Source organism: Sphingobium jiangsuense, from assembly GCF_014196495.1.
Taxonomy (GTDB): domain Bacteria; phylum Pseudomonadota; class Alphaproteobacteria; order Sphingomonadales; family Sphingomonadaceae; genus Sphingobium; species Sphingobium jiangsuense.
In genome coordinates this window covers 85,613-110,075 of sequence record NZ_JACIDT010000005.1, presented here as the reverse complement: position 1 = coordinate 110,075, position 24,463 = coordinate 85,613, and the positions used below count along the sequence as shown (strand labels likewise).

Sequence of the window (24,463 nt, the reverse complement as noted above, 5' to 3'; positions counted from 1 at the left end):
TATTGACCATCAAATCTTTTTTGATCATAATCATAATAGAATACGGTCAAACCGGTGGGGTTTGGCGATAAAAAGAGAGAGGGAGGAGAGCGTGCCCGTTATGCGAAAATCTTCATTCATGATGTCTGCGGCTCTGGGCGGTTTGCTGCTGGCGGAGCCGGCCTGGAGCCAGGATGCGCCCGATAGCGCATCGATCCAGGACATAATCGTGACGGCGCAGCGCCGGGCGGAGAATATCCAGAACGTACCGATCGCCATCACGGCGATCAGCGGCGATGTGCTTGCCTCGACGGGCATCGACGCCACCAGCGGCCTCATCGCGATCACCCCCGGCCTCAATTACACGGTGGCCGCCGGCATCTTCGCGCAGCCGAAGATCCGCGGCATCGGGACGAGCAGCAACGGTCCCGGCATCGAGAACCCGGTCGCCACCTATATTGACGGCGTCTATATCAGCGCGATGAGTGCGTCCCTGCTCAACCTGACCGATGTGGAGCAGGTCGCCGTCCTCAAGGGCCCGCAGGGCACCCTGTTCGGCCGCAACGCGACGGGCGGCCTCATCCAGATCACCACCCGCCAGCCCGAAGAACGCCCCGCGATGGACTTCAGCATCGGCTATGCCAATCTCGATACCGTCACCGGCTCGGCCTATCTCAACGGTGGCCTCACCGACGGACTCGCCGCCAATGTCTCGGTCTATTACCAGAATCGCGGCAAGGGCTTCGGCACCAATCTCGCCAACGGCCGGGACGTCTATGCCGGCCGCAACATCGCCGCGCGCGGCAAGATCCGCTGGCAGCCCGGCCCGACGACGACCGTCACGCTTTCCGGCGACTATGCCGAAACGACCGGCTCGCTGCCGGGCATGCGCGTTATCGACGGCGGCCTGAACGCGATCGGCCTGCCTTTCACCGGCGGCCCCTTCGACGTCAGCGCGAGCCTGCAACCCCATGCAAGGCTGGAGCAATATGGCGGCAGCCTGACGATCGTGCAGGATATCGGCTCGCTGGAATTCCAGAGCATCACCGCGGCGCGCAAGTCCACGAACAACACCGATCTGGATTATGACGCGACGTTCCTGCCCATCGTCAACACCTATATCGGACAATATGACCGCCAGTTCAGCCAGGAATTCCAGATCCAGCCCCAGTCCGCAGGCGGGTTGCAGTGGATCGTCGGCGGCTATTATTTCTGGGCGAAGTCGGGCTATGATCCGACGGTGACGAACGGCCTCGCCATTCCGTCCGGCGCCTCGTCGGTCCAGAACTCCTCGACCTCGGTGCAATCGCTCGCCGCTTATGGCCAGGCGACGCTGCCGCTCGGCGAGGACACCAATGTGACGGCGGGCATCCGCTACACCACGGATCTTCGCAAGGTGAACGGCCGCAGGGATATTGTCCTTCCCAATGGCTTTATCGTCGCCACCGATATTTCGACCGGGCGCAAGCGCTTCTCCGAGGCCAGCTGGCGTCTGGCGCTCGACCATCGCTTTTCGCCGGAGCTGCTCGCCTATGCCTCCTATAATCGCGGCTTCAAGAGCGGCGCCTATCTGATCCAGGCCTACCCCGCCGAGGTGCTGAAGCCCGAAATACTCGATGCGTTCGAAGCCGGCATAAAGAGCGACCTGTTCGATCGCCGCGTGCGGCTGAACCTGGCCGGCTTCTATTATGATTACAAGAACATACAGGTCCAGCTAATCAACAACGGGTTGATAACCGCCTATCAGGGGTCGGGCGCCAAGCTCTATGGCGTCGACGCCGACCTGACCGTCAACGTGACCGGCGGCCTCACGCTGAACGCGGGCGCGAGCTGGCTGCACCACCGGTACAAATCATTCACCAACGCCTTCACCGCGACGCCGCGCGTGCCGGTCTTTCCGCCGCCGGCCGCCGGGCCGAATGGCGGCAATGTCATCGGGACCGACGATGCCACCGGCAACAGGTTGCAGGCCGCGCCCGACTGGACGCTGAACATCGGCGGCAATTACCGGATCGACATGGGCAACGGCCATCTCGATCTCAACGCCAACTACTACCATAATGACGGATGGTATGCCGAGGTCGAGAACAGGGTGAGGCAGCCCGCCTATGATCTGGTCAACGCGTCGATCGCCTACAGCACGGCCAATGACGGGCTGACCCTGTCGCTGTGGGGCAAGAACCTGTTCGACAAGGTCTACGCCGCGTTCCTGGCGGAAACCGATGTGGGCGACCTGACCACGCCGGCCGAAGGGCGCACCTACGGGGTGACTCTGTCCGTCCGGTTCTAGGGAGGCGCTAAACGATGGGCGGCGCGATCGGGTGATCGCGCCGTTTCATTTGGCGTCCTTGCCCGACTTCCTCGACGGCCGGCTCACAAGGGCCAGGATCGGGATTTCCATCAGATAGCGCATGCGTTCGATGCCGCTTTCCACGTCGGACTCGTTCGCGCTCAGCCATTCGTTGACCGACGCGATGTAGAGCGCGAACAGCAGCTCCCCGGCCTGCTCAAGGTTCCATTGATGCCCGATGAGGCCCTGTTGCTTGAACTGGAACAGCCAGGCGATCAGCGCGGCGCGAACGCCGGCGCGCCTGCGCATGATGATGTCGACATAGGGGTTGTCGGTATTGCCCAGCATCGGCAGGACGACGCGGCTCAGCTCCGGCTTGCTGGCCCAGAAGCGGAAGGTGAACGCGAAATTGTCCACCACCTGATCGAGCAGCGGCACGTCGGGCCGAACCTCGGTGAAGATCGGGTCGAGCTGGTCCAGATCCTCCACGAACAGCATCGCCGCCAGCCCTGCCTTATCGCTCGCATAGGCGGAAACGGTTCCGAAGCCGACATCGGCGATGCGCGCAACCTCGCGCATCGGGGTCTCGTGGAAACCATGCGTCGTGAACAACTGGCGCGCGGCATTACGGATCGCCTGAAGCTTCTCCGCTTTGCGGCGTTCACGCAGACTTGGGGGCATTGGCGTAACCTATACTGCATTCCTGGTACCTCCGGCCAATGTGCCAGCCGCCTTGACTCGACTCAAGACATAGTTTTATATTGATCGTAATCAAAAAAGAATCAGTTCGATTAAGATGGAGAACAATGTGGGTTCCCTCCCCTCCCCGGCCCGGCTTTCGCTCGCCACGGCGCGCTCGCTGCTGGCTCGCGCCGTCGACAAGACCGAGGCCCTGCGCCAAACCGGCACATTCATCGTGGTGGATTCATCGGGATCGCCCGTCAGCGCGGCCCGGATGGATGGATGCGCCCCCGGCGCGCTGGCGATCGTCCGGGCGAAGGCCTTCGGCGCGGCGGCGAACGGGGAACCGAGCGCCAGCTTCGCGGCGCGCATGGCCAAGTTCAGCCCGGCCGTCTTCGCCAGCTATCAGGCCGTGCTGCGGGACCAGCCTTTCCCTGGCGGCGGGGCGATGCTGGTCGAGAAGGAAGGCACGGCGCTCGGCGCGATGGCCACGGGCCTGGGCATCGGGCCGTTCGTGAAGCTGGCGGGCGTCGAGCCTTCGGAGCTGATCGTGGACGGCAAGCCCGCCAATCTCGAAGACCTGATCATCAGCTATGCGCTGGGCATAGACTATAGCCCGCAGCATGGCGACGATATGGCCCGCTGGGTCGATGCCTATGGCGGCCCGCCCGATCCCGGCATCAAGGGCACCGGCCTGTCCCCTGCGCCCAGGGCAAGCGCGCAGGCGCGGCTCGGCCGGGCGCAGGCGATCGCCGATCATATAGTCGGCGAAGCCGCAAACAAGGGCGCCAGGGTCGCGATGGCGATCGTCGATGCCGCGGGCGATGTCGTCACGCTCGACCGCATGGACGGCGCGCCGCCCATGGGCGTGGACGTGGCCGCCGCCGTCGCGGTGGCGTCGGTGAACTTCGGCGTCGCGTCCGGCGAAATTGCCGCGCAGAAGCATTATTCCGCCGCGCTGGACAGGCTGCTGGCCACCGTCCCCTACCCCATGCTGGCGTTGCCCGGCGGATATCCTCTTGGCCCTCAGGACGAGCCGGCGGGCGGCGTCGGCATCCATTGCCACGACCTCGACCTCGCGCAGGAACTGGCACGCGGCGCCGCGCAATGGGCTTCCACGAATTTTGAAGGAGAGCGTTAATGAACGAACAGGTCGCCATTCAGACCCCGCCGCCGCCGCTGACCGATCCCGGCACGATCGATTATATCCACACCGGGCCGGGGACACTTGCGGGCACCTATTTGCGGCTTTTCTGGCAGCCGATCTACGTCAGCCGCAAGCTGGAGGCAGGCCGCGCCGTTCCGCTCACCATCATGAACCAGAAGCTGGCGCTCTATCGCAGCCAGGACGGCAAGGTGCATTGCGTGGAAAACCGCTGCGCCCATCGCGGCGCCCTGCTCAGCACCGGTTGGGTCGAAGGCGATGTGATACGCTGCCCCTTTCACGGATGGGCGTTCGGCCCGGACGGCCAGTGCGTGCACCAGCCGCTCGAAGCGGCGGGATATGCGAAGAACATCCGCATCGGCGGCTATCCGACGCGGGAATATCTCGGCCTTGTGTTCGCCTATCTCGGCGAGGGGGAGCCGCCGGAATTTCCGACCTATCCCGAATGGGAAAACGCCAAGTTCGTTTCGGCCCAGATCGATACGCGGCCTTGCAACTGGTTCCAGAATGTCGAGAATTTCCAGGACGAAGGCCATGTCTTCTTCACGCACCGGCGCTCCGCCTTCGAGGATCTCGATCTGACGCAGATCCCGAAGATCAAGACCGAAAAGACGCCCTGGGGGCTGAGCCAGACCTCGCTGTTCCCCGACGGGCGCCGCCGCGCGACCCTGTTCGGCATGCCGAACATCGGCATGTTCGCCGTCCACCCGGACAACATCAAGCGGCAGGGGGAAGAGCGGAACGCCGAGGAATCCGCCTGGCAGATGTTCCTCGACTATCGCGTGCCCGTCGATGACGAAAGCCATCTTCAGGTTCACGCCATCGCCGTCTTCATCGACGGCGAACCGAGCGAGGACTATAAGAAGCGGTGGGAGGATTTCTCCGACGCCGAGGCGGAGGCGCACGAGGTCGCGGCAAAGGTCCTGAGCGGCGAACTGCCCTATGATGCGATCGCGGAAAAATGCCACCATGTGCCGCTGGCGCAGGACGAGGTGGTGCAGGTCGGTCAGGGCGTCATCGCCGACCGCCGTCGCGGCATCGAAAATCTCGGCGCGTCCGACACGGGGATCGTCGCCATACGCAGGCTCTACACCGAAGAGCTGACGGCGCTGGCCGAAGGGCGTCCGCTGCGTACATGGGAACGCCCGGAAGGGCTGCTTCCGCTGGGTGGCGCGGAGTAGCCGCTTGACCCATATGTCCCACATTTCCGCCTCCGAACCGCGCCTCGATCAGGAAGAGGCGGCGAAATGGCTGCGCCTGAAGGTCGTCAATCGCCGCATCGTCGCGCGCGATATCGTGGCCTTCGATCTTGAGGACCCGGCGGGCGAGCCGCTGCCGGTCTTCGCCGCCGGCGCGCATGTCGATGTGCGCGCCGGCGACGGCCTGATCCGCCAATATTCGCTCTGCAACGATCCGCGCGAGCGCCATCGCTACCGGCTGGGCATATTGCTGGACCCGCAATCCCGTGGCGGATCGGCGGCGATCCATGCGGGGTTTGCCGAAGGCGAGCTGGTGGACATCGGGATGCCGCGCAACCTCTTCCCGATCCGGGACAAGGCGCGCCCGGCTCTCCTGTTCGGGGGCGGCATAGGCATCACCCCGATCCTGGCGATGGCCCATGAGCTGGAGGCCGCGGGCGCTTCCTTCGCGCTGCATTATTGCGTGCGGGACGCCTCGCGCGCGGCCTTTCTCGACGAGATCGGGGCCGGAGCGCTCGCGCCGCATTGCAAGGTCCATTTCGATGACGGCGCGGCCGAGCAGCGCCTCGATGTCGCCGCGCTGCTCGCCGGGGCCGACCGGCGAACGGACCTCTATGTCTGCGGCCCGGCGGGGTTCATCGACCATGTCCGCTCGGAGGCCCGGCGCGTCGGTTGGCCCGACGACCAGATCCACTCCGAAAGCTTCGACGCCGCCGTCGATCTGAGCGGCGGGAGCTTCGAGCTGATCGCCGAACGGAGCGGCCGCCGTTTCATCGTTCCGCCCGGCAAAAGCCCCGCGCAGGTGCTGCTCGACGCGGGGATCGATGTGCCCGTGTCGTGCGAGCAGGGGATTTGCGGCACCTGCCTGTGCGACGTGCTGGAAGGGACGCCCGATCACCGGGATCTCATCCAGAGCGACGAGGAGAAGGCATCCAACAAACAGATCGCCCTGTGCTGCTCGCGCTCGCTGACGCCGGTGCTGCGCATCGACCTGTAAGGCCGGGCAGCCGCAGGGCGGGGGGCCGGATAACGATCCATGGGAGGTTGATATGCCAGTTACGGGTTTGCTGTCGGTAACGCTTGAAGTGCCGGACGTGGAGCCGGGCATCGGCTTTTATACCGATGCGGGACTGCTCTGCGATCGCGTCGGCCCTGACGCGCAACTGCGCTGTGCCGGGCAGGATCGCCCCTCCATCGTGCTGCTGGGCGGACGGCCGCGCAAACGCCTCCACCATGTCGCGCTGCGCGCCGCCGACCTGCCGCAGATCGCGGAGAGGGTCCCTGCAAACGGCGGAAAGCTCGTCGCGGCGCCGGAGGGGTTCGCGGAGGATGGACTGTGGGTGGAGGACCCGCATGGCGGCCTGTTCCATCTCGTCGATTGCGCGGCCGATGCGGAGCTGCCCCAAGGCCCGGAATTCCGGATCAATGCGCCCGGCCGCATCGTCCGCACGCGGCGATCGGCCATTCTTCCCCGCGCCGCCTATCCCCCGGCCCGGCCCCTGCGGATGGGCCATGCGCTTCTGTTTACGCCGGACGTTCCCGAAAGCGTGCGCTTCCTGTCGGAGGCGCTCGGCATGGGTCTGGCGGATCATGCCCAGGATGTCATCGCCTTTTGCTGCGCGCGCACGAACAGCGACCATCATGTCCTCGCCTTCGCCAAATCGCCCGGCATCGGCTTTCACCATGCGAGCTTTCAGGTGGCGGACCCGGACGAGGCGGGCCGCGCCGGACGCGCGCTTGCCGACAGGAGCCGGCGGGGCGACTGGGGTTTCGGCCGCCACACCATCGGATCGAACTTTTTCCATTATATTCAGGACCCGTGGGGCAGCTGGTTCGAATATTATGCGGATATGGACTTCATCGACGACTATGATCTCTGGTCGCCGACCAATTACGACATGGCGGATAGTCTTGCGAGCTGGGGACCGAAAGTGCCCGACGATTTCGTCCATAATTACGAAGTGGCCGGCGCCTTCGAACCGGCCTGACAGACGCCCGCGTCCGGCACCCCTGCCGCGTGGACAATCAAGATGAAAAGGTGAAAGACCATGTTCACGCATATGTTCCTCGGCTCGAACGACACGGAACGCTCGAAGCGGTTCTACGATGGGGTGATGAGCGCGCTCGGTTTCGAGGGCGGGCCCCATCCGCGGGGATGGGCCTATCATTCCGCGACGCAGGGCCTTATCGTCGCCACGCCCCGCGACGGCGGCGAGACGGCGCCTTCCAACGGCTTCACCCTGGGCTTCGCGGCGCCCGACCGGGCGGCGGTCGACCGGTTCCACGCCGCCGGTCTCGCCAACGGGGGGACCTGCGAAGGCCCGCCCGGCATCAGGGAGGAATCCCCCGGCCATATGTACGGCGCCTATCTGCGCGACCCGGATGGCCATAAGCTGTGCGCCTTTGCGCGGGCGGGTTGAAAGCCCGGAGGCTTTACGGTTCCTGATGCTGCGGATTTCGGGCATATAGCCGCCCGGAACCGGCCTTTCCGCACCGGATCGAGGCAAGGCACGCAGAAAGGCATCGTCATCCGTTCCGACACCGCTCCCCGCATTCCCTTCACCCTGCTGCTGGTGCTGGCGGGCCTCAGCGCCTTTGCGCCGCTCTCCATCGACATGTATCTGCCCGCGCTGCCGGCGATGACGCATGATCTGGATGCAGGCGCGGCGCAAGGATCCCTGACCGTCGCGGCCTTCTTCGCCGGGCTGTGCCTCGGCCAGCTGGTGCACGGCCCGTTGTCGGACCGGATCGGCCGCCGCCTTCCGCTGCTGGGCGGGCTGGCGCTCTATATCGCCGCCGCCGTCTGCGCCGCGCTCGCCCGGTCGATCGAACTGCTGATCGTCGCGCGCTTCGTCCAGGCGCTCGGCGGGTGCGCGGGGATGGTCGTGTCGCGTGCATCGGTGCGCGACCGCTTCTCACCCCAGGAAAGCGCCCATGTCTTTTCCCTGCTGCTGCTGGTAATGAGCCTTGCGCCGATCATCGCCCCGCTGCTCGGCAGCTGGGTCATGCTCATCGCCAGCTGGCGGGCGATCTTCTGGATATTGGCTGCGCTCGGCGTGCTGGTGGGCGTGGCCACCCTGGTCGGCCTGCCGGAGACGCGCTCCCCCGAAACCGCCGCCCATGCCCGCGCCGAATCCCCCTTTGCCGCCTATCGGTCGCTGTTGGGCGAGCGGCGGGTGATGGGCTATGCGCTTGTCGCAGGCCTGTCGCATATGGGGCTGCTCACCTATCTGGCGGTGTCGCCTTCGGTGCTGGTGAACGGGTTCCGCATCTCGCCGCAGGCCTATGGCTGGGTGGTCGCGATCAACGGGATCGGGCTGGTGACGACCAACTATCTGAACCGGCGGCTGCTCGCCCGGCTGAGCTACGACTATATCTTGCGCCGCGCCAATCTGGGGTGCGTGATGGCCGCCGCGGCTCTGCTGGCCTGCGCCGCCGGGGGCTTCGGCGGGCTGTGGGGCGTGACCGTCCCGCTGTTCTTCATGGTCGCGATGATGGGCTTCACCCAGGCCAATGCGCTGGCGGGGGCGATGGCGCACGATCCGCAGCGGGCGGGCGCGACATCGGCGCTGGTGGGTTTCCTGCAATTCGGAGGCGGCGCGCTGGGCGCGACGACGGCGGGCTGGTTCGATGACGGCACGGCGCTGCCGATGGCCGTGGTAATCCTTGCGGCCTATACCGGTGCGGCGCTGGTGCTGCATGGATTTTGCGCCCGCCGGCCATGAACTCATAAGTCCTGTACCGATGAGTTCATGGGGCGTTGGAAGCTGACCCTGTACGATTACTGTAAATCGGGAAGAAGGAGCTCAATCGACCCCCGTCATGCCATTCCGCACATGACACGACGACTGCGAAGCGCAGCCTCGTCCGCCCTGACGCTGACTTCCTGAACCTGATCGCCGAGGCGATCATATTCGCGCTGGATGGCCTCGATCGCCAGCCTGTCCTGCTCGAAGATCATCTTCACCCCTTCGACATGCTCCCTGACCCGCTCCTCCGTGTCGAAAAATTCGGAAAAGGACGAAGAGCCCGCAACGAATTGATAGGTGTTTTCGTCATCGCGCGGGGTGATGGCGAAAGGCGAAATGAACTCGCGCAGAATTTCGTTCGGGCGGTCGGCCGGTCGGATGATATTCCGCACGACGCTTAAATTCGGCAGATGCGCTTCGGTAATAAGCTCTCTGGTGATGATGGTGTCCTCATCGATGGCGAAGAGATGGGCAAATGCCTTACCCGCGACGCCGGCGGGCATTTCCCGGATCAGGCGGATGACGTTCCCTTCATATTCCGTGCGGAACCCGGCCGCGGCGGCATTGCCGGCATCCAGAAGGCCGGGGTGCAGATAGGTGATATGGGTAAGATCGAGGAGATTTTCGTGCAGCAGTTGCAGGTGCCCGTTAATTTCCAGCACGAAAAATTTGATATTCCCATATCCGTCCCGGTCCAGCCCCAGGCTGTGATGGTCCGGGATAAGGGAGGCATCGGCATTGTCCCGCTCTCCCGTCCAGACCCAGATCCACTGCCAGCGTTCGGCGGCCGGAAAGGACCGGACGGCCATCGCGCGCGGTATCGTCTGTTGCGACGGGATGTCGGTGCAATTGCCGTCCCGGTCGAACATGAAGCCATGATAGCCGCATTCGATCCGGCTTCCGCAGACCTTCCCCATCGAAAGCGGCATGGCGCGATGGGGACAGCGATCTTCCAGAACAACGACCTGCCCGGCTTCATCGCGGAAGAACACCATGTCGATGCCGGCTATCCGGCGGGTGAACGGCTTTTCCGACACTTCGTCGGAGAAGGCCGCAACATACCATGTTTCCCGCGGAATCGGGATATTGGTCGGTATGATGCGGTCCCTTGCGCTCGTGCTTTTCTGAATCGGACGATTGGCAACCAGGGTGGACATCAAATTCTCCTCTCGAAATTTGCGTCACGGGTACGCTGCGCCATGAGCAAGGATGTTATAGATATGACCAGATTCTGATCAATAATGATCATGATCACAAACGTCAAGCAGGAGAAGCGCTTGAGCCGCCGTTGCAAAAGCGTCGTCGAATGGAGTGGCGGGCTTGACACCCGCAATTCCCACAGTATCAATAACTGAACATGATCGATTTAGTACGCAGTCGGAGATAGCCGGTTATGCCGGGCGCCGACCCGAACGACCGATCCTGAATCGACGGTTCTACCGCCGCGACAGATCGGGCCCGCCTGTGGCCGGACGCGGCAGCGCTGCTTGCGCCATCCATTTCGGCGCATGGGGCTGGCGGTTCCTCGCCGAAATCTGGAGAATATTCATGCTGGAACTCTATCATGCCGGTCTGACCACCTGCTCCAAGAAGGTCAGGCTCTGTCTCGCCGAAAAAGGACTGGATTACCGCAGCCATTATCTCGACCTGCGCAAGTTCGAGCATCACCGGCCCGAATATCTCGCGATCAACCCGAACGGCGTCGTGCCGGCATTGGTGCATGACGGGGAGCCGATCCTCGAATCGATGCTCATCAACGAATATATCGATGCGGTTTTCCCGGATCCGCCGCTGCGCCCCGCCGATCCCCTCGCCCTGGCGCGGATGCGGCTGTGGACGAAGCTGGCGGACAATTATGGCCTGGCCGCCGTCGTCCCGAACACCTGGGCTTTCTATCAGCCGGTCCTGGCCAGGCTGAGCGCCGATGAATATGAGAAGGTGATCGCCCAGGTGCCGACCGATGAACGGCGCGAGCAGTGGCGGAAGGCGGCCGACAACAGCTTTTCGGCGCACGATCACGAGAAAGCGCGCGCGTCGGCAAAGCGCATCGTGGAGAAGATAGAAGCGGGCGTCGGCGATGGACCTTGGCTGATGGGGCAGGCCTATACGCTCGCCGACATCGACCTGCTGCCCTATGTCGACCGGATCGCCCTTTATTTCCCGGACATACTCGGCCCCGACGCCGACACGCCGCGCACCCTGGCGTGGCTTGAGCGAATGCGCGAGCGGCCCGCCGTCAAGGAAAGCTACACGCCCTCCGCCGATGCGCCTGCGAGCGTGGTGCCGGTCGCCGGGAAGTGAACGCACCTCCAGCCTCGCGAAGCATCACCTCTTCACCGCGAGGATTCTCCGCCCGGCCAGCCTAACGGCCTTCCGTTGGTGCTGCCGCTACAGCGTCGGCGACAGATGCCGGTGGCCGTCATGGGAATGATCGTCCGGCCGGTCGTGATCGTCCCCCGGCGTCACCAGCAACAGGTTGAGCGCGCCGAAGCGCACGCCCCGCTCGGCGCGCAGGCGATCGGCAAAGGCCCGCACCGCGCCGGTCGGTCCCTTGAGGATCACGCTTTCCAGGCTGTGGAAATGGTCGAGCCGCACCACGGTGCTGGAGGCGACGAGATCGTGATGGGCATGTTGCAGCTCCGCGATCTTCTGCGACAGCGCGCGCATCCGCCGGTCGACGACATAGGAGAGGTTGGCGACGCACAGCGCGCTGCCCGTCATCTCCGTCCGCCAGCGCTCCAACCCCTCGCCGATCAGGTCGCGGACGGCTTCCGACCGGCTCCTATACTGCCTTTCCTTCACCAGCTGATCGAGTTCGGCGCCCAGCGCCACGCCGAGCGAGATGGTGAGGCGTTGGAGATTGGCCTGCGTCGCCGCGCCTTCCCCGTCCTTCCGGTCGAGGGCCGCCGGGGCAGAGGGACGGTCAGCCATAATGGCTGCCCGTGCGCACGGCGACCGCCGCCGCCGCCGCGCGCGTTTCCACGCCCAGCTTCTCGAATATCTGCTCCAGATGCTTGTTCACCGTGCGCGGGCTGATGGCGAGGATCTCGCTGATGACGCGATTGGGCTTGCCATAGCTTATCCACAGCAGCACCTCGGCCTCTCTCAGCGTCAGCCCGTGCCGCTCCTGCAATCGGGCGATATCGGCGGCGGGGTTGATCTCGTTGAGGCGCAGCAGGCATTCATTGTCGCGATAGCGGGCGATCAGCACCAGTTCGATGGAGAGGCCCTCGCCCATGTCCATCCGGGCAGGCGTGCCGAGCGGGGCGCCGGCGGCGGTGAGGCGCGCCGCCAGCGCCCGAAAGGGCGGCGGCAGCGTGCCGCTGCTTTCCGCCCAGCCGGGCGCATGCCGGAGGATGAGCTGCCGCGCCAGCGGCGTGCACCAGAGCAGCGCGCCGCGCGTGTCGACGGCGGCGAGCAGGCGCCCGGTCGCGTCCAGCCCGGCCTCGCTCGCCTGCCGCGCCCGCGCATGGTTGATGTGCACCCGCACCCGCGCCAGCAGTTCGTCCACGTCGATCGGCTTGCGGACATAATCGGCCCCGCCCGCGTCGAAGCCATGGACGACATGCTCGCTTTCGGTAAGGCCGGTCATGAAGATGACGGGAATATGCGCCCAAGCCGGGTTGGCCTTGATCGCGCGGGTCGCCTCGAACCCGCCCATGCCGGGCATCACGGCATCCATCAGGATGAGGTTCGGTTCGATATGCGCCAGCAGGTCCAGCGCCCCTTCGCCGGTGGTGGCGACCAGCACCGTCAGGCCCGACGCCTCCAGCGTATCGGTCAGGAAACGGAGCGAATCCGGCGTGTCGTCGACGATCAGGACAGTATCGCCGATGATGCGGGGATCGGATGGCGGGGAAGCTGTCATGCGGCATGCCTTTGTATCAGGTCGGAAAGGGCGCGCAGGTCGAAACGATCGAGGCAGAGCAGCAGCTGCACGGAAAGCGGCTCGCTTTCGGGCACCGCCTCCACCATCGCCTTGATCGTGCCCTCTATCCCCCGCACATGTCCGATGCGCACCAGCCGGGCGATATCGTCGAGATGAGGGCGGGCGGTCGCGGGCAGCGGCGTGACGGTGCGCCGCGCATCGCCTGTGTCGGCCACCGGCCGCGCCTCACCGTCCCCGCCCGGCTTTTCCTCGACGATCCAGCTGAGCTTCAGCAGTTCGGCGATGCTGTCGAGCAGGGCGCCGAAATCGACCGGCTTCATCAGGAAGCGGTCGTGCGCGTCGTCGGGCCTCCGGTCGGTGCGATATTCATGGGCGTCGGCCGACAGCATGACGATGCGCACATGCTCGCCCAGCGCCTTGCGTATCCCCCTGGCCGCCGCCCATCCGTTCTGCCCCGGCATGGTGATGTCGAGCAGCGCGAGGTCGGGCTGGCGCTCCTCGCACAGGGTCACGCCGCTCAGCCCGTCGCCCGCCTCCACCATCGTGAAGCCGAGCGGTTCGAGAAGGTTGCGGATCAGCGACACCTGCTGCGGGTCGTCATCAACGATCGCGATGGTCCGCCGGGGGCCATCATAGCCGATGATGGCGCCGCTCGACGCCGGGTCGGCCGCATGCCCGGCCGCCTCGCCCAGCATCAGCCGCACGGAAAAGCGCGTGCCCTTGCCGAGCTGGCTCTTCACGCCGATCTCGCCGCCCAATATCTGCACCAGCGCATGGGTGATCGACAGGCCGAGGCCGACGCCCTGCTGCTCGCGCGCCTGCGGATTGTTGCCCCGCTCGAACGGAACGAAGATCAGGTCCAGCTCGTCGGGCGCGATGCCGGGGCCGGTGTCGCTGATCTCGAACGTCGCCATCTGGCTGCGATAGAGGACGCGGAAGCGGACATGCCCCTCACGCGTGAACTTGATCGCGTTGGACAGGATGTTGATGAGGATCTGGCGCAGCCGCTTCTGGTCGGTGCGCACGAAATCCGGCAATATCTCAGGGCGGTCGTAGAGGAATTTCAGCCCCTTGGCCTTCGCCTGATAGCGGAACATGCTGGCGATCTGGTCGAGGAAGGGGGCGAATTGCACCGTGTCGTTGCTGAGGCGCAGCACGCCGTTTTCCACCTGCGATATGTCCAGCAGGCCCTCGACCAGATTGGTCAGATGCTCGGCGCTGCGGCGGATCACCCGCGCGGCCTTGACCGGGGTGACGTCGTTGCCGCCCCGTTCCAGCAACTGGGCATAGCCGTAGATGGAATTGAGCGGCGAGCGGATTTCGTGGCTGACGCTGACCAGATAGCGGCTCTTGGCGGCATTGGCGGATTCCGCCGCCTCCTTCGCGCGTTGCAGCCGCGCATCGGTTATCTCATGGGCGGCGATCTCCTCGCTCAGCTTGCGGAGATGATGGCGGGTCTCGCGGATCGCGGTGCGGCGGCTCTCATGGGCGAGGACGACGATCCACGCCGCGATGCCGCCGACGAAAGAGAGCAGCAGGAACAGGCTGATCAATATGCCCCGTATCAGCTCCCGCTCGTCCGCCTGGCGATGCGCATGGCTCGCCCCGATCAGCAGCATCAGCAGCGCGTTGCCGCACAGGATGAGCGCGAAGATGGCGATGAAATGCCCGACCGGCGTGTGCACATGGCGGGCGATGGCGGCGGGCAGCAGCTTTTCCAGCCAGATCGACGCCTGCTGGGTCGCGCGGCTGTCGGTCTTGCAGCGGTCGTAGCAGCGGGCCTCCAGCGTGCAGCAGAGCGAGCAGATCGGCGCGTCGTACATCGGGCAGCTGGCCATGTCGACGCGCTGGAAGCTGTTCTCGCAGATGACGCAGCGATGGGTGGCATCGCCCGAAGGCAGCTTCGACTGGCGCGCCAGATAATAGCGGCCATGGGTCAGGAGGGCGATCGCCGGCGCGCTGATGAACGCGACCGACAGGCCCAGCAGCGATCCGAACGCCTGCGCCATCGGGCCGAACAGGCCGAACCAGGCGAGGCTCGACACCAGCACCGACAGGCCCATCGCACCGACGCCCACCGGGTTGATGTCGTAGAGATGGGCGCGCTTGAATTCGATGCCGGGCGGGCTGAGGCCCAGCGGCTTCGAGATGACGAGGTCCGCCGCCAGCGCGCCGATCCACGCCACCGCGACATTGGCGTAGAGGATCAGCAGGCCCTCGATCGTCTGCCCCAGCCCGATTTCCATCAGCAGCACGGCAAGCACGATGTTGAACAACAGCCAGACGACCCGGCCGGGATGGCTGTGGGTCAGCCGGGCGAAGAAGTTCGACCAGGCGATCGACCCCGCATAGGCATTGGTCACGTTGATCTTGAGCTGGCAGGTGATGATGAAGATCGCCGTCAGCAGCAGGGCGAGCCGGTCGTGCCCGGTCATCGCGGCGAAGATCGCCTGGAACATGCCGGTCGGACTGGCCGGGTCCGCCACGCCATGGGCCATGCCGTAGCAGGCGAGCAGCGACCCCAGCGCCAGTTTCGCGCCGCCTATGAATGCCCAGCCGGGGCCGCCCATGACGACCGCCATCCTCCACCGGCGCGCGGAGGCGCGGCCGCGCGGGCGGGGCAGGAAGCGCAGATAGTCCGCCTGCTCGCCGATTTGCGGCATCAGCGACATCAGCATGGAAAAGGCGAAGCCGAAATGCAGCAGGTCGAGGCCGCCCTTCCCCTCCCCGCCGCCGCCGATCAGCTCGGTCCACGGCGCGATGGCGGACGGGCCGAGCCACAGCAGATAGGCGAAGGGCGCCAGTTGCAGCACCAGCCACAGCGGCTGCGTCGCCCATTGGAAGCGCGAGATCGACTTCATCCCGTAGAGCGCGATCGGCAGCACCGCGACCGCGCTCAGAAGATAGGCGAGGCCGAGCGGCATGCCCGTCAGCGCGACGAGGGCGACCGCCATGATGCTGGCTTCCACCGAAAACAGCAGGAAGGTGAACGAGGCGTAGATCAGCGAGGTGACGGTCGAGCCCAGATAGCCGAACCCGGCCCCGCGCGTCAGCAGGTCGATGTCGAGGCCGTGCCGTGCCGCGCGGAAGGCGATGGGCAGGCCGATCAGGAACATCACCACCATGGCGGCGGCAATCGCGGCGATGCTGTTGGCGAAACCGTAGGCCAGCGTTATCCCCGCGCCGATCGCCTCGCATGCCAGAAAGGCCGCCGCGCCCAGCGCGGTGTGCACGACCCGCCCGACCGTCCATTTGCGCGCATGGTCGGCGGTGTAGCGCAGCGCATAATCTTCCAGCGTCTGGCTGGCGACCCATTTGTTGTACAGCCGTTTTTCGCGAAAGACCGGCGCTGCGCTTGTCATGGGGCGAGCGGCCTTTCCGGCAGCCCGCCCGCGCGGAGGATGAAGGCGATGATCTCGTCCAGCCCGATAGCGTCCTTGAGGTTGGTGAACAGAAACGGGCGATACCCGCGCATCCTGCGGGCGTCGCGGTCCATCACCTCAAGGCTGGCGCCCACCAGCGGGGCGAGGTCGATCTTGTTGATGACCAGCAGATCCGACCGGGTGATGCCCGGCCCGCCCTTGCGCGGAATCTTATCCCCGGCGGACACGTCGATCACGTAAATCGTTATATCGGCCAGTTCCGGGCTGAAGGTGGCGGCGAGATTGTCCCCGCCGCTTTCGATGAAGATCATCTCCAGCCCCGGAAAGCGCGCCGTCATCTGCTCGACCGCGGCGAGGTTGATGCTGGCGTCCTCGCGGATCGCGGTGTGCGGACAGCCTCCGGTTTCCACGCCCATGATCCGTTCGGGAGCGAGCGCGCCGGACCGGTTCAGGAATTCCGCGTCCTCGCGCGTGTAGATGTCGTTGGTGATCGCCGCGATGTTGTAGCGGTCGCGCAGCGCCTTGCACAGCCGGTCGGTCAGCGCGGTCTTGCCCGACCCCACCGGCCCGCCGATGCCGACGCGCAGCGGTCCGCTGAGGGAGGCGGCGGCGGGGGCTGGCGAAACGCTGGATGGGATCATGACCGGAACAGCCTTGTATAGAGGGTTTCGTGGTGGAAGGACGCCAGCTCCAGCAGCGGGGAGGCGGTGCCCAGATCGTCGAGCGAGGTGGCGAGCGCGCGGTCCGCGAGGGCGGGGATCAGGCGGGAGAGAGCCGCCGTCGCGATCTGCCCGTCGGTCTGGCCGAGGGGCACGAGCCGCACCCCCGCCGACACCAGATTGGCCGCCATGCCGTGGATACAGGCGTGCAGCGAAGGGGCGAGCGGCAGGCCATGGGCGGCGCAGGCCAGCGCCATCACGCTGCAATGGGCGACGGGCAGGTCCGCCCGCCGCGCGGCGAAGGCGTCCAGCGCCGGATGCGGCCATGCCGCGCGGGTGACGGCGAGGAAGGAGCGGCCCTGCTGCACGCTTTCGAGCAGGGTCTCGCTGCTGCCGCGAAAGGCGGCGGCGAGATCGGCCAGCTCGTCGAACGCGGCCTCGTCGCCCGCTGCGCGCCAGCCATGGGCGAACAGCACCGCGTCCACCCAGCCGCCGCCGCTCGACAGCACGGTTTCGACATAGGCGACGATATCGGCGGCGGTGCGGACGCGGCCATCGTCGACCGCCGTTTCGAGGCCATGGCTATAGGTGAAGGCCCCGATCGGATAGGCGGGGGAGGTCCATGCCAGCAGCGGCTGAAGAGCGGCGTCAGTGAGCATGGTCGTGGTGGTGGTGGTGATGTTGCCCCTGCGCGGGGGCGTGGTCATGCGCGCCCGTACCGCTATAGGCGCCCTGTTCGGGGGTGAAGGCGGCGCTGACGTACGTGACCGTCGCGCCCAGCCCCTCCAGCATCGCGGCGATGACATGATCCTCGCGCAGCAGCAGATGATCGTCCCCGATCATCGCGGGCAGGTGCCGGTTGCCGACATGCCAGGCGAGGCGGGCAAGACCGACCGAAGACCCAGCGGCGACGTGCATCAGCGGCTCGGCCGCCGCCGCCACCCGGATCAGCCGCCCGTCCTCCAGTTGCAGCGCATCGCCGTCGCGCAGCACCGCCGCGCGGGGCAGGTCGAGCAGGAACGCCGTGCCGCCGTCGGCGACCAGGCTGATGCGGCGGCGATGGCGGGCGTCATGGTCGAGCGTGATGACATCCGCCGCGCGGGCGCGGGACCAGTCGAAGGGGGAAAGGACGATATGGGCAACCGGCATCGGACGCTTCCCCCTAGAACAGAAAATATCGCTGGCCGAAAGGCAGGGTGTCAGCCGGTTCGCAGCGCAGCAATTCCCCATCGGCGCGCACCTCGTAGGTTTCGGCGTCAACCTCGATAAAGGGCATGCTGTCATTGTGAATCATCGCGCTTTTCCCGATGCCTCCACGAACATTGTGCACCGCAACAAGATCGCGTGCAAGCGCGTAATCATTCGCAATTCCGGCCTCGATCGACGCGGCGGAGACGAACAGCGCCGACGACGCCGTGGAGGCCCGGCCGAGCGCGCCGAACATCGGCCGGTAATGCACCGGCTGCGGCGTCGGGATGCTGGCATTGGGGTCGCCCATCGGCGCGGCGGCGATGCTGCCGCCCTTGAGGATGAGGTCCGGCTTCACCGCGAAAAAGGCCGGCGACCACAGCACCAGATCGGCCATCTTGCCGACCTCGACCGATCCGACATGGGCGCTGATGCCATGGGCGATCGCAGGGTTGATCGTATATTTGGCGATATAGCGTTTCGCGCGGAAATTGTCCGCCTCGCTGTCGTCCGGGGCAAGCGGGCCGCGCTGCTGCTTCATCTTGTCCGCCGTCTGCCAGCAGCGGATGATCGTCTCCCCCACCCGGCCCATCGCTTGGCTGTCCGACGACATCATCGAAAAGGCGCCGAGATCGTGGAGAATATCCTCCGCCGCGATGGTTTCCTTGCGGATGCGGCTTTCGGCGAAGGCGACATCCTCGGCGATGCGCGGGTCGAGATGATGGCACACCATCAGCATGTCGAGATGCTCGTCCAGCGTGTTGACGGTATAGGGCCGCGTCGGGTTGGTGGAGCTGGGCAGCACATTGGGCAGGCCCGCGACGCGGATGATGTCCGGCGCATGCCCCCCGCCCGCGCCCTCGGTATGGAAGGCGTGGATGGTGCGGCCCCTGAACGCGTCGATGGTGCTTTCGACGAAGCCGCTTTCGTTGAGCGTGTCGGTGTGCAGCGTGACCTGAACGTCATGCGCGTCGGCCACGGTCAGGCAGCAGTCTATCGCCGCCGGGGTCGTGCCCCAGTCCTCGTGCAGCTTCAGCCCGCACACCCCGGCGCGGATCATCTCCTCCAGCGCCTGCGGCTGGCTGGCATTGCCCTTGCCGAACAGGCCGAAATTCATCGGCAGCGATTCCAGCGCCTGCAACATCCGCCCGATATGCCATGGGCCGGGCGTGCAGGTGGTGGCGAGCGTGCCGTGCGCCGGGCCGGTGCCGCCGCCCAGCATGGTGGTGACGCCCGAACACAGCGCCTCCTCCACCTGTTGCGGGCAGATGAAATGGATATGCGCGTCGATCGCGCCTGCGGTCAGGATCTTGCCCTCGCCCGCGATGACCTCCGTGCCGGGGCCGATGACGATATCGACGCCGTCCTGCACATCGGGATTGCCCGCCTTGCCGATGGCGGCGATCCGCCCGTCGCGCAGCGCGACATCGGCCTTCACTATGCCCCAATGGTCGAGGATGACGGCATTGGTGATGACGGTATCGACCGCCCCCTGCGCGCGGGACAGCTGGCTCTGCCCCATGCCGTCGCGGATCACCTTGCCGCCGCCGAACTTCACCTCCTCGCCATGGACGGTGAAATCCTTCTCGATGCGGATCAACAGGCTGGAATCGCCCAGCCGCACCCGGTCTCCCACGGTCGGTCCGAACATGCCCGCATAGACGCGGCGGCTCATCGCGACAGGCATCAGAGGTCCCCCATGATGTCGCCGCGAAAGCCGATGATCCGGCGCGCGCCGCCAAAGGGGATCAGCGCGACCTCGCGGCTCTGGCCCGGCTCGAAACGGATGGCGGTGCCGGGCGCTATGTCGAGGCGGCGCCCGCGCGCGGCGGCGCGGTCGAACAGCAGCGCGGGGTTGGCCTCCGCGAAATGATAGTGGCTGCCCACCTGGATCGGCCGGTCGCCGCTATTGGCGACGGTCAGGGTCGTCGCCTCCGCCCCGGCGTTCAGCACGATCTCGCCCGGCGCGGGGAGTATCTCTCCGGGGATCATGCGGCGCCTCCCTTCGCGCGGATGGGCAGGTGGACGGTGACGAGCTTGGTGCCGTCGGGAAAGGTCGCCTCCACCTGAACGTCGTGGATCATCTCCGGCACGCCCTCCATCACCTGATCGGCGGTCAGCACATGGCCGCCGCTCGCCATCAGATCGGCCACGCTGGCGCCGTCGCGCGCGCCTTCGACCACATGCTCGGTGATGAGGGCGATGGCTTCGGGATAGTTGAGCTTCACGCCCCGTTGCAGGCGATTGCGCGCGACCATCGCGGCCATGGCGATCAGCAGCTTGTCCTTTTCGCGGGGGGTCAGTTGCATCAGCAGGTCCACAGGGCTGGAAGGCGGGCGGGGGAGCCGAGCGCGGCGGCGCGCAGCGCCGTCACCGCGCGAACGGCGGCCGCGCGCAGGGCCATGCCGTCACGGTCGATCAGGCGCAGGATCAGCAGGTCGTGCATCGCCGTCGCGCCGCCCCATGGCGCCGGAGCAAGGGCGCGGGCAAGGTCGAGATGGCTGGCGGCGTCGGCCCCGGCATAGACCAGCGTCGCCATCGCCCGCGCCTCGCCCATGCCGAAGCGCGGGCCGGGGGAGGCAACCCCCGCCCGTTCCAGATGCAGCGCATCGGCCCAGACCAGCCGGCCGTCCCGCCATATCCGCCATGCATCGTGGACGAGGCCGGTCGCGAACCGCTCGCCCATCGCGTCGCGGCCCAGCATCGTCATCTCCACGCCCAGCAGGCGCGCATCGCCGTGCAGGCGGATGTCCAGCGACCGGCGCAAGCGGCTGCGGTCGAAGATTATCGCCTCCTGCGACAGCCATTCGACCACCGCGCCCCGCGCTATCTCGATCCGCGTGTCGATCCTGATATCCGCCTCGCCCGGCAGCACGCGATAGAGCTTTTCCGCCGCCTGCGTCGTCACCGTGCCCCGCGCCTCCGGTTCCGCCTCGATATCGAGGCGGATGCGGTCGCCGCCGGTCAGGCCGCCGCTGGTGGTGATGAGCACGGCGAGCGGCGCCTCGCCTTGCTCCCGGTCGGGGAACAGCATGCGGCAGGGCGCGCGCTGGTAGAGATCGCCGACGCCATGGCTGGAAAAGCGGATGCGGGCATGGCCGTCGACGCGCTGATGACGGGGAGGCAGGGAGGGGGCGGAAACCCTGTTCCTTTCCGGTAAAGACGCTGGCTGCTCCATGACGGCAAGGTGCGGTCGGGCCGCTTGCGGCGACATGGGGCGTTTGACGTATGGCCGCCGCGCGGGAAAGGATGATGGCGCCTCACGCCAACCGGGGAAATGGTGCGTGAGGCGCCTTTTATGACCCGAAAGGCCCCGGTTGTTCCGTAACTCTCCTGTCAGATGCGCGGGCGGGACCTGCGCAGGTCGCCATAATCGGGGTCGATCTTCTCCGCCTTGCCGTCCTTCGCACCCGTGCGGCCCGCGCCGGGCTGCCTATGGTCGGTCGTCAGCTCGGAAAGGAAGCCCGGCGCGCTGATGCCCTTCTTGCGCATCGCCACGCCCGTCAGGCAGGCGTGCAGGATGAAATTGGCGTTGAGCGCGCTGCGATAGCTGGTGTCGAGCTGCGGCGCGAGCTCGACGATCTCGAACCCGATCAGGTCGTTTTCCGCGCACAGCCGGCGCACGATCGGTATCGCCTCGCGCATGGTGAGGCCGCCCGGAACCGGGGTGCCGGTCGCCGGGATGAAGGCCGGGTCGAGAATGTCGACGTCGAACGAGATATAGAGCTTCTTGCCGTTTTCCTTCGCGTTCTTCAGCACGCGCTCCATCGTCGCGGCCCAGCCATATTTCTCGACCGTCGGCATGGTGTAGTAGCTCATGCCGTTGTCGCGCATCCATTCGAAGCCCTCGGCGCCCGGCCACGACCCGCGCAGCCCGACCTGGATATAATCCTGGCCCCGCACATGCCCTTCCTTGACGGCGCGATAGACCGGCGCGCCATGGGTGAGGAAATGAATGCCCTCGCGCCCGGCGTCGAAATGGGAATCGAAATGGATGACGCTGAAGCTGCCCTTGCCGTGGATGTCCGCCATCGCCGCGACGTTGGGATATTCGAGGCTGTGGTCGCCGCCGACGATGAACGGGACGGTGCCGGTGCGGGCGATCTCCGCCACGCGCTCGCGCACATGCTGCACGGTCAGCTCGGTGCTCATATTGTCGACGGCGATATCGCCATAATCGACGATGTTGAGCTCCTTCGACGGGTCAACCATCGTCGCCATGTCGACGCCGCCCATGCCATATTGATTGCGCATCGCCGCCGGACCGCCCTTCGCCCCGCGATAGCCCGACCCCATGTCCAGCGGCGCGCCGACGATCGCGACATCGACCTTGCCTGCCACCAGATCCTCCGGCCAGATCGCCACCGGCGCGCCCGCGAAGGTGGCGATGCCGCTGCCGTACATGCCCTGCGCGCCATGCTGGAACATATAGCGGCTGAGGCCGAACGGCCCCGGCTCCCGCTTCGGGTCCATCGTGCGCGGGCGCATCAGCTTCCACGAGTTGAAGAACGGGTCCTCGGTCCGCAGCGGGATGGAGGCGACATCGGTTTCCGGGTTGTATTTCAACGCCTCGGCGGCGCTCATCAGCCCGTCGATATAGGCCTCTATCTCGCCTGTGGTGCGGTTTTCGAGGCGCTGGAACATTTTGGCGAAGGATCCGGCCAGTCCCTCGGCGGCTTCCGAGGTCAGGAAATCGCGCTTCTCCTTCGGCAGCGATGCGACCTTCTGCGCCAGTTCGGGCGGCAGTTGCGGCTTCCCGCTTTCGGCGATGACCGCCGCCGATGTCAGCGCGGCGGCGGCCAGCGCCGCCCCCGTGATCCAGTCCCGCATCGCCATTCCCGCCTGCCCCCTTTAGGCCGTTGCTGTAGCTGAGGACGGCAGGCTAGGCCGGTCGAGCCCTCCGGGCTATGGGGCGATTGACGTAGCCCGCCCTTGCGCTGGACCGGCGCGGGAAAAGGCCCGCCTCTACGTCAATTGCCCGATGGCGGAAAAGGGCGATTGCGGGCAGCCTGCCCGACGGATGCAGCCGGTTCGACGGCCCTTCCCCCTCCTTCAACGGAGAACACCATGCCGGAGAGACGATCATGATGCCCGCCCGCCTTTTCACCCGGCCGCGCCTCGCGCCGGGGCGCAGGAAGAGCGGCCGGGAAAGCGACCGGCCATGCTGATCGTTTCCAGCTTCCTGCTCTGGATCGTCGTGCTGCTCCAGACCGTGGCGCTCATCGCGATGGCGCGCCATATCCGGGCCGCGGGCTCCGGCATGGGCAATGTCTTCCGCGCCCGCCGGCAGGGCAATGGCGCGAGCCGGCAACAGCCCTTGCCCGCCGTCCCGCCCGAACGTCCCGATGGCGTCACCCTGCTGATCCATATGGCGGAAAACTGCATCCTCGGCCGCACTCTGGCCGAGGATGCGGAGCTGATGGCGCGGGCCGAGAATATGCGCCTCGTCCTCGCGCGCGACGGGCAGGACGGAAGCGCATGGATTCCGCCGCGCGGCGCCCGGCCGGGCGCGCGCGGACCGAAGGGGCCGCCGCTCCGTCGCAGGCCCGCCGCGCAAGGCGCGCCGCTGCCGCACGCGATGATCATCGACGGCGCCGGGATGATCGTGGCGCAAAGCGAGGTCAGCGGGCGGACGGACCTCGTCCACCTGCTCGCCAGCGTTGCCCCGAAGCGTTCCCCGCCCGCCGCCGGGCAAGGCGGCAGGCATGCCGGTCAGGACGGAGGCGGAGACGGGGCCGGGGCCGCCGTCTCCGTCACCTGACGATCAGCGCAGGAGCAGCTTCGAGCGGGTTTCCGCGATCACTTCCTGGCGGCATTGATAGGCCCTGGTCGTGGCGGACGCGCCCAGATGATGCACCGACTTGCCGCAGACCTCGGCCGCCGCGCGCGCGATGCGGGCGTCCAGCGCCGCGCGGCCGCTGTCGGTGGCGAGGTCCAGCCCGGACGTGCTGACCGCCGCCCGCTCGCTGGCGAACGGGGTCGCCTGCGCGGTGCCGGCGGCCATGATGAAGGGGGAGAAGGCGAGCGCAGCCGCAGCTGCCCCATGGGTCAGGGAGAAAGGCATCCTGTTCACTCCTGCGTTGTTCCGTCGAGTCTTCGTTCGACTTTGCGCCTGAGGGTAATGCAAAGCCGACCCGGCCACAATCCGCATTATTTTCATGTAAAATCAATTGCTTGGCAGGGTGCCGCAGCGCCTACGTCAAACGCCCCATGGCTGGCCCGCCCCCCGGCGCATAGCGTCACCCCATCGGACAAGGATCCAGAGGACCGCAGGCGTCCTC

23 protein-coding genes are annotated in these 24,463 nt (G+C 66.3%); 9 read left to right on the top strand and 14 right to left on the bottom strand.

Annotated elements, in window-relative coordinates:
- Positions 1–118 precede the first annotated feature (118 nt).
- Positions 119–2,269: a TonB-dependent receptor gene (locus GGR43_RS08735; protein ID WP_188071597.1), complete on the top strand. Its 2,151-nt coding sequence runs from the start codon at positions 119–121 to the stop codon at positions 2,267–2,269.
- 45 nt (positions 2,270–2,314) lie between these two features.
- On the opposite strand, the gene GGR43_RS08730 is transcribed toward GGR43_RS08735, so the two are convergent.
- The gene (locus tag GGR43_RS08730; protein WP_188071596.1) at positions 2,315–2,950 is read right to left on the bottom strand and encodes a TetR/AcrR family transcriptional regulator; all 636 of its coding nucleotides are present in this window, start codon (positions 2,948–2,950) and stop codon (positions 2,315–2,317) included.
- A 127-nt stretch (positions 2,951–3,077) separates the two neighbouring features.
- Between GGR43_RS08730 and GGR43_RS08725 the strand changes: the two genes are divergently transcribed.
- From GGR43_RS08725 to GGR43_RS08700, 6 genes are read left to right on the top strand one after another with little or no spacing between them, the layout of a single operon-like run.
- A complete protein-coding gene (locus tag GGR43_RS08725) occupies positions 3,078–4,091 on the top strand; it encodes a GlcG/HbpS family heme-binding protein (protein ID WP_223177366.1) in 1,014 nt (337 codons plus the stop codon).
- Positions 4,091–5,296 carry a Rieske 2Fe-2S domain-containing protein gene (locus tag GGR43_RS08720; protein ID WP_188071594.1) on the top strand — a complete coding sequence of 402 codons (1,206 nt, stop codon included), beginning with the start codon at positions 4,091–4,093 and terminating at the stop codon, positions 5,294–5,296. The genes GGR43_RS08725 and GGR43_RS08720 overlap by 1 nt, the downstream gene beginning before the upstream one ends.
- A gap of 13 nt (positions 5,297–5,309) precedes the next feature.
- Positions 5,310–6,311, top strand: a complete 1,002-nt coding sequence (locus tag GGR43_RS08715; protein ID WP_188071729.1) for a PDR/VanB family oxidoreductase — start codon at positions 5,310–5,312, stop codon at positions 6,309–6,311.
- A gap of 52 nt (positions 6,312–6,363) precedes the next feature.
- Positions 6,364–7,302: a VOC family protein gene (locus tag GGR43_RS08710; RefSeq protein WP_188071593.1), complete on the top strand. Its 939-nt coding sequence runs from the start codon at positions 6,364–6,366 to the stop codon at positions 7,300–7,302.
- 60 nt (positions 7,303–7,362) lie between these two features.
- On the top strand, positions 7,363–7,734 hold the full coding sequence (locus GGR43_RS08705) for a VOC family protein (protein ID WP_188071592.1): 372 nt from the start codon (positions 7,363–7,365) through the stop codon (positions 7,732–7,734).
- A gap of 45 nt (positions 7,735–7,779) precedes the next feature.
- On the top strand, positions 7,780–9,039 hold the full coding sequence (locus tag GGR43_RS08700; RefSeq protein ID WP_343054472.1) for a multidrug effflux MFS transporter: 1,260 nt from the start codon (positions 7,780–7,782) through the stop codon (positions 9,037–9,039).
- Between the two features lie 95 nt (positions 9,040–9,134).
- On the opposite strand, the gene GGR43_RS08695 is transcribed toward GGR43_RS08700, so the two are convergent.
- Entirely contained in the window at positions 9,135–10,220 is a 1,086-nt protein-coding gene (locus GGR43_RS08695) for an aromatic ring-hydroxylating oxygenase subunit alpha (protein ID WP_188071590.1), read from the bottom strand.
- A 391-nt stretch (positions 10,221–10,611) separates the two neighbouring features.
- Here GGR43_RS08695 and GGR43_RS08690 point away from each other — a divergent pair, with 391 nt between their 5' ends.
- The gene (locus GGR43_RS08690; protein WP_188071589.1) at positions 10,612–11,364 is read left to right on the top strand and encodes a glutathione S-transferase family protein; all 753 of its coding nucleotides are present in this window, start codon (positions 10,612–10,614) and stop codon (positions 11,362–11,364) included.
- A gap of 87 nt (positions 11,365–11,451) precedes the next feature.
- Here the strand turns inward: GGR43_RS08690 and nikR are convergent, their stop codons facing one another.
- The 11 genes from nikR to GGR43_RS08635 all read right to left on the bottom strand — a co-directional run bounded on the left by nikR (position 11,452) and on the right by GGR43_RS08635 (position 23,012).
- Positions 11,452–11,994, bottom strand: coding sequence for a nickel-responsive transcriptional regulator NikR (gene nikR, locus GGR43_RS08685; RefSeq protein ID WP_188071588.1), 543 nt, complete (start codon positions 11,992–11,994; stop codon positions 11,452–11,454).
- Complete coding sequence (locus GGR43_RS08680) at positions 11,987–12,931, bottom strand: response regulator transcription factor (protein ID WP_188071587.1); 945 nt, start codon at positions 12,929–12,931, stop codon at positions 11,987–11,989. Before GGR43_RS08680 ends, nikR begins: the two co-directional genes overlap by 8 nt.
- A complete protein-coding gene (locus tag GGR43_RS08675; protein ID WP_188071586.1) occupies positions 12,928–16,314 on the bottom strand; it encodes a hybrid sensor histidine kinase/response regulator in 3,387 nt (1,128 codons plus the stop codon). The genes GGR43_RS08680 and GGR43_RS08675 overlap by 4 nt, the downstream gene beginning before the upstream one ends.
- On the bottom strand, positions 16,311–16,976 hold the full coding sequence (ureG, locus tag GGR43_RS08670) for an urease accessory protein UreG (RefSeq protein ID WP_188071585.1): 666 nt from the start codon (positions 16,974–16,976) through the stop codon (positions 16,311–16,313). Before ureG ends, GGR43_RS08675 begins: the two co-directional genes overlap by 4 nt.
- The gene (locus GGR43_RS08665; RefSeq protein ID WP_246343439.1) at positions 16,973–17,701 is read right to left on the bottom strand and encodes an urease accessory protein UreF; all 729 of its coding nucleotides are present in this window, start codon (positions 17,699–17,701) and stop codon (positions 16,973–16,975) included. The genes ureG and GGR43_RS08665 overlap by 4 nt, the downstream gene beginning before the upstream one ends.
- Complete coding sequence (ureE, locus tag GGR43_RS08660; RefSeq protein ID WP_188071584.1) at positions 17,643–18,143, bottom strand: urease accessory protein UreE; 501 nt, start codon at positions 18,141–18,143, stop codon at positions 17,643–17,645. Before ureE ends, GGR43_RS08665 begins: the two co-directional genes overlap by 59 nt.
- A 13-nt stretch (positions 18,144–18,156) precedes the next feature.
- A complete protein-coding gene (gene ureC / locus GGR43_RS08655; RefSeq protein ID WP_188071583.1) occupies positions 18,157–19,869 on the bottom strand; it encodes an urease subunit alpha in 1,713 nt (570 codons plus the stop codon).
- Complete coding sequence (locus GGR43_RS08650; RefSeq protein ID WP_188071582.1) at positions 19,869–20,174, bottom strand: urease subunit beta; 306 nt, start codon at positions 20,172–20,174, stop codon at positions 19,869–19,871. Before GGR43_RS08650 ends, ureC begins: the two co-directional genes overlap by 1 nt.
- A complete protein-coding gene (locus tag GGR43_RS08645; protein WP_188071581.1) occupies positions 20,171–20,491 on the bottom strand; it encodes an urease subunit gamma in 321 nt (106 codons plus the stop codon). Before GGR43_RS08645 ends, GGR43_RS08650 begins: the two co-directional genes overlap by 4 nt.
- The gene (locus tag GGR43_RS08640) at positions 20,491–21,360 is read right to left on the bottom strand and encodes an urease accessory protein UreD (protein ID WP_188071580.1); all 870 of its coding nucleotides are present in this window, start codon (positions 21,358–21,360) and stop codon (positions 20,491–20,493) included. Before GGR43_RS08640 ends, GGR43_RS08645 begins: the two co-directional genes overlap by 1 nt.
- Before the next feature lie 158 nt (positions 21,361–21,518).
- On the bottom strand, positions 21,519–23,012 hold the full coding sequence (locus tag GGR43_RS08635) for an agmatinase family protein (protein ID WP_188071579.1): 1,494 nt from the start codon (positions 23,010–23,012) through the stop codon (positions 21,519–21,521).
- Between the two features lie 331 nt (positions 23,013–23,343).
- On the opposite strand from GGR43_RS08635, the gene GGR43_RS08630 reads away from it, so the two are divergent.
- Complete coding sequence (locus tag GGR43_RS08630; RefSeq protein ID WP_188071578.1) at positions 23,344–23,943, top strand: hypothetical protein; 600 nt, start codon at positions 23,344–23,346, stop codon at positions 23,941–23,943.
- 3 nt (positions 23,944–23,946) lie between these two features.
- Here GGR43_RS08630 and GGR43_RS08625 read toward each other — a convergent pair whose 3' ends face one another.
- Complete coding sequence (locus GGR43_RS08625) at positions 23,947–24,246, bottom strand: UrcA family protein (protein WP_188071577.1); 300 nt, start codon at positions 24,244–24,246, stop codon at positions 23,947–23,949.
- Positions 24,247–24,463: the final 217 nt, after the last annotated feature.

Excerpts from the sequence above, each read along its gene's own strand:
- GGR43_RS08735 (WP_188071597.1), top strand. The coding sequence starts at position 119 with ATGATGTCTGCGGCTCTGGGCGGTTTGCTGCTGGCGGAGCCGGCCTGG.
- GGR43_RS08730 (WP_188071596.1), bottom strand. The coding sequence starts at position 2,950 with ATGCCCCCAAGTCTGCGTGAACGCCGCAAAGCGGAGAAGCTTCAGGCG.
- GGR43_RS08720 (WP_188071594.1), top strand. The coding sequence starts at position 4,091 with ATGAACGAACAGGTCGCCATTCAGACCCCGCCGCCGCCGCTGACCGAT.
- GGR43_RS08715 (WP_188071729.1), top strand. The coding sequence starts at position 5,310 with ATGTCCCACATTTCCGCCTCCGAACCGCGCCTCGATCAGGAAGAGGCG.
- GGR43_RS08710 (WP_188071593.1), top strand. The coding sequence starts at position 6,364 with ATGCCAGTTACGGGTTTGCTGTCGGTAACGCTTGAAGTGCCGGACGTG.
- GGR43_RS08705 (WP_188071592.1), top strand. The coding sequence starts at position 7,363 with ATGTTCACGCATATGTTCCTCGGCTCGAACGACACGGAACGCTCGAAG.
- GGR43_RS08695 (WP_188071590.1), bottom strand. The coding sequence starts at position 10,220 with ATGTCCACCCTGGTTGCCAATCGTCCGATTCAGAAAAGCACGAGCGCA.
- GGR43_RS08690 (WP_188071589.1), top strand. The coding sequence starts at position 10,612 with ATGCTGGAACTCTATCATGCCGGTCTGACCACCTGCTCCAAGAAGGTC.
- nikR (WP_188071588.1), bottom strand. The coding sequence starts at position 11,994 with ATGGCTGACCGTCCCTCTGCCCCGGCGGCCCTCGACCGGAAGGACGGG.
- GGR43_RS08680 (WP_188071587.1), bottom strand. The coding sequence starts at position 12,931 with ATGACAGCTTCCCCGCCATCCGATCCCCGCATCATCGGCGATACTGTC.
- GGR43_RS08675 (WP_188071586.1), bottom strand. The coding sequence starts at position 16,314 with ATGACAAGCGCAGCGCCGGTCTTTCGCGAAAAACGGCTGTACAACAAA.
- ureG (WP_188071585.1), bottom strand. The coding sequence starts at position 16,976 with ATGATCCCATCCAGCGTTTCGCCAGCCCCCGCCGCCGCCTCCCTCAGC.
- GGR43_RS08665 (WP_246343439.1), bottom strand. The coding sequence starts at position 17,701 with ATGACCACGCCCCCGCGCAGGGGCAACATCACCACCACCACCACGACC.
- ureE (WP_188071584.1), bottom strand. The coding sequence starts at position 18,143 with ATGCCGGTTGCCCATATCGTCCTTTCCCCCTTCGACTGGTCCCGCGCC.
- ureC (WP_188071583.1), bottom strand. The coding sequence starts at position 19,869 with ATGCCTGTCGCGATGAGCCGCCGCGTCTATGCGGGCATGTTCGGACCG.
- GGR43_RS08650 (WP_188071582.1), bottom strand. The coding sequence starts at position 20,174 with ATGATCCCCGGAGAGATACTCCCCGCGCCGGGCGAGATCGTGCTGAAC.
- GGR43_RS08645 (WP_188071581.1), bottom strand. The coding sequence starts at position 20,491 with ATGCAACTGACCCCCCGCGAAAAGGACAAGCTGCTGATCGCCATGGCC.
- GGR43_RS08640 (WP_188071580.1), bottom strand. The coding sequence starts at position 21,360 with ATGGAGCAGCCAGCGTCTTTACCGGAAAGGAACAGGGTTTCCGCCCCC.
- GGR43_RS08635 (WP_188071579.1), bottom strand. The coding sequence starts at position 23,012 with ATGCGGGACTGGATCACGGGGGCGGCGCTGGCCGCCGCCGCGCTGACA.
- GGR43_RS08630 (WP_188071578.1), top strand. The coding sequence starts at position 23,344 with ATGCTGATCGTTTCCAGCTTCCTGCTCTGGATCGTCGTGCTGCTCCAG.
- GGR43_RS08625 (WP_188071577.1), bottom strand. The coding sequence starts at position 24,246 with ATGCCTTTCTCCCTGACCCATGGGGCAGCTGCGGCTGCGCTCGCCTTC.